General features: G+C 69.6%; 3 protein-coding genes. 1 reads left to right on the top strand and 2 read right to left on the bottom strand.

Going from position 1 to position 3,396, the window contains the following annotated elements:
- Positions 1–131 precede the first annotated feature (131 nt).
- Positions 132–2,222 carry a 3-hydroxyacyl-CoA dehydrogenase NAD-binding domain-containing protein gene (locus VFM98_RS23985; RefSeq protein WP_325112409.1) on the top strand — a complete coding sequence of 697 codons (2,091 nt, stop codon included), beginning with the start codon at positions 132–134 and terminating at the stop codon, positions 2,220–2,222.
- 57 nt (positions 2,223–2,279) lie between these two features.
- Here VFM98_RS23985 and VFM98_RS23980 read toward each other — a convergent pair whose 3' ends face one another.
- Both VFM98_RS23980 and VFM98_RS23975 read right to left on the bottom strand, forming a co-directional pair.
- The gene (locus VFM98_RS23980) at positions 2,280–3,143 is read right to left on the bottom strand and encodes an IclR family transcriptional regulator (protein WP_325112408.1); all 864 of its coding nucleotides are present in this window, start codon (positions 3,141–3,143) and stop codon (positions 2,280–2,282) included.
- A gap of 37 nt (positions 3,144–3,180) precedes the next feature.
- Positions 3,181–3,396: acyl-CoA dehydrogenase family protein (locus VFM98_RS23975; protein WP_325112407.1), on the bottom strand; the 216-nt coding region annotated here is incomplete at its 5' end.

Here is a 3,396-nt window from a genome sequence, read left to right as displayed (position 1 = left end):
AGGGCGACGGCGCCACGCTGCTCGATGTCGGTGCTGCTCATGGAAATCTCTCTGGCGAAGGGCGGGAAGATCCGAGCCATGATACGAGTTTCGCTTGACGGAATCAATTCCGAAGCCTAGACTGGCTCCCCATGGCAAGCGACAACTACTCCGTCCGCGGCGGCACGGCCGTCATCACGCTGAACAACCCGCCCGTGAACGCCATGGGCCACGCGGTGCGCCAGGAGCTGGCGGCCCACCTCGATGCCGCCTGGGCCGATCCCTCGGTGCAGGCCATCGTCATCATCGGCGCCGGCAAGCTGTTCTGCGGCGGCGCCGACGTCAAGGCCTTCAACACGCCGGCTTCGCGTGCCGAGCCCAGCTCGCGCACCATCGTCAAGCGCATCGAGGAGTCGGCCAAGCCGGTGATCGCCGCGATCCACGGCAGCGCACTGGGCCTGGGCCTCGAGTTCGCCATGGGTTGCCACTACCGCATTGCGCAGCGCGGCGCGAAGCTGGGACTGCCGGAAGTGAAGCTGGGCCTCTTGCCCGGCGGTGGCGGCACCCAGCGCCTGCCACGCCTCGTGGGGGTGGAGGCGGCCCTGCGCATGATCGTGGAAGGCAATCCCGTCGATGCCGACGAGGCCCTGAAGATGGGCCTGGTCGATGAGGTCGCGGCCGGCGACCTGCTGCCGGCGGCGCTCGAGTTCGCGGTCCGCGTCGCCCAGCGCGGCGAGCACCCGGTGGCCTCGCGCCGACAGGCACCGCCGCCCGCAGAGCCGGGGTGGTTCGAGGCCCAGCGTACGAAGATCGCCGCGGCCAAGCGCGGCCTGCCAGCGCCGCTGGAGTGCGTGGCCTGCATCGAGGCCGCCGTGACCAGGCCCTTCGACGAGGGGATGAAGTTCGAGCGCGAACGCTTCGACGTGCTGGTCAACGGCACGGAGTCCAAGGCCCTGCGCCACCTGTTCCTGGCCGAACGGGCCGCGGCCAAGATCGCGGGCCTTCCTGCCGACACGCCCGTGGGCGAGGTACGCCGGGTTGCCGTGATCGGCGCCGGCACCATGGGCAGCGGCATCGCCATGAGCTTCGCCAGCGCCGGCATCCCGGTGAGCCTGCTCGAGACCAAGCAGGAGGCGCTGGACCGCGGCCTGGCCACCATCCGCAAGAACTACGCGGGCACGGTCGCCAAGGGCAAGCTCGCCCAGGCCGAGGCCGACGCCCGCATCGCCCGCATCGAGCCGACGCTGGACTTCGCCCGGGTAGCGGACGCCGACCTCGTGATCGAGGCGGTCTTCGAGGACATGGACATCAAGAAGGAGCTGTTCCGCAAGCTCGACGCCACCTGCAAGACCGGCGCCATCCTGGCCACCAACACCTCGCGCCTGGATGTGAACGAGATCGCCGCCAGCACGGCTCGGCCCTCCTCCGTCATCGGCCTGCACTTCTTCAGCCCGGCCAACGTGATGCGGCTGGTGGAGGTGGTGCGCGGCAAGGCCACCGGGCCGGAGGTGATCGCCACCTCGATGGCGGTGTCGCGCAGGATCGGCAAGCTGCCGGTGCTGGTGGGCGTGTGCGACGGCTTCGTCGGCAATCGCATGGTGGCGCAATACGCGCGCGAGGCCGAGTTCCTGCTGGAGGAAGGCGCCACGCCGGAGCAGGTGGACGGCGCGCTGAAGAAATTCGGCCTGGCCATGGGCCGCTTCGCCATGTCGGACCTGGCGGGTCTCGACATCAGCTGGGCCAGCCGCAAGCGCGCGGCCGCCACCCGGCCGGCCCACCTGCGCTACTCGAAGGTGGCCGACCGGCTGTGCGAGCTGGGCCGCTTCGGCCAGAAGACCGGCGCCGGCTTCTACCGCTACGAGGCGGGCAGCCGCACGCCGATCCCGGATCCCCTGGTCAGCCAGATCATCGAGGAGTGCGCGCTCGAGGCGGGCATCCAGCGCCGCCCCATCGGCGACGAAGAGATCGTCGAGCGCTGCATCTACGCGCTCGTGAACGAGGGCGCCAAGGTGCTGCAGGAGGGCATCGCCCAGCGCGCCTCCGACATCGACCTCATCTACGTGAACGGCTACGGCTTCCCGGCCTGGCGCGGCGGGCCTATGTTCTACGCCGAGACCGTGGGCCTGAAGAAGGTGTACGAGCGCATCCGCGAATTCCACGAACAGCAGGGAGAGTTCTGGAAGCCGGCCCCGCTGCTGAAGAAGCTGGCCGAGGAAGGCAAGGGGTTCAGGGACCTGGGCTGAGTGGCGTGGTGAGCGAAGCGCCGGGCTCGGCGCTTTGCTCCCTCAAGCAGCCGCAGATCAGCCCGCGGCTGCCGCCTTCGCCGCCTTGCGCGTCTTGGCCGGTGCCTTCTTCGCCGCCGCCTTCTTCTTCGGCGCCTGCGGCTTCTCGCCCGTGGTGTCGGCCATCAGCAGCTTCAGGTCCGCCGAGTGCTCGGGGCTGGCCCCCAGCCGGTTCGAGATGTCGCGACCGGCCGCGACCATGATGTCGGCCAGTTCCTGGTCGCGCGGGTCGATGCGCACGCTCGGGCCGGTGAGCGCCAGCGAATGGCGCACGGCCCCCTGCATGTCGAAGATCGGAACCGCGATCGCGGTGAGGCCCGGCACGCGCTGGCCGCGGCTGATCGCGTAGCCCTGGCGCCGGTAGCGCGCCACCTCGCGGTCGAAGGCCGCCCGGTCGAAGTCGGGCGTGTCCACGTTGGCCTTCAGGACGCGCTCCAGTTCCTCGGGAGCCATGTAGGCCATCATGATGCGGCTCGCGGCGCCCAGGTACAGCTTGGTCTGCTGGCCCGGACGCGCCATGGACATCAGCGGAGACGGCGTGTCGACCACCTCCAGCACCATCCGGTCGGTCCCGACGATGGCGTTGAGTTGCACCGTCTCCGAGGTCTGCTCGTTGACCTGCAGCATGACGGGCCGCGCGATCTCGCGGATGCCCAGCGTGCTGCGCACCAGGCCGCCCAGGCGCGCCAGCTTGAGCGACAGGCAGTACTGCTGGTTGTCCATGCGGATCAGGAAGCCCGAGCGCTCCAGCGTGTTGACGAGGCGGAACGCCGTCGTCTTGGGCATGCGGATGCGCTCCGCGATCTCCTGCAGGGAGAGGCTGAGATGCTCGTTGTCGTAGGCGTCGAAGATGGCCAGGGCGCGGCCGACTGCGCGAATCATGGTGAACTCCCGGTCCGCGTTTCGGACCGTGGAACTACTATACCGTAACGACGCCCTGTTGCAGGGAGGCGAAGCGGCGTCGGTGGGCCGAAGCGTTGCCGAGCCACGCCGCGAGGACCAGGGCCCGCTTGAGATACAGCCCTGCGTCGTATTCGTCGGTGAAGCCGATCGCCCCGTGCAGCTGGATCACCTCGCGCGTGACGCGCAGGCCGGCGTCGCTGGCCCGTGCCTTGCAGCGACTCGCCCGCGCGCT

Origin of the sequence: Ramlibacter sp., assembly GCF_035706265.1 — a bacterium.
Taxonomy (GTDB): domain Bacteria; phylum Pseudomonadota; class Gammaproteobacteria; order Burkholderiales; family Burkholderiaceae_C; genus Ramlibacter.
Note: the sequence above shows the minus strand (reverse complement) of the source record. Positions and strands in the feature narration are given on the sequence as shown.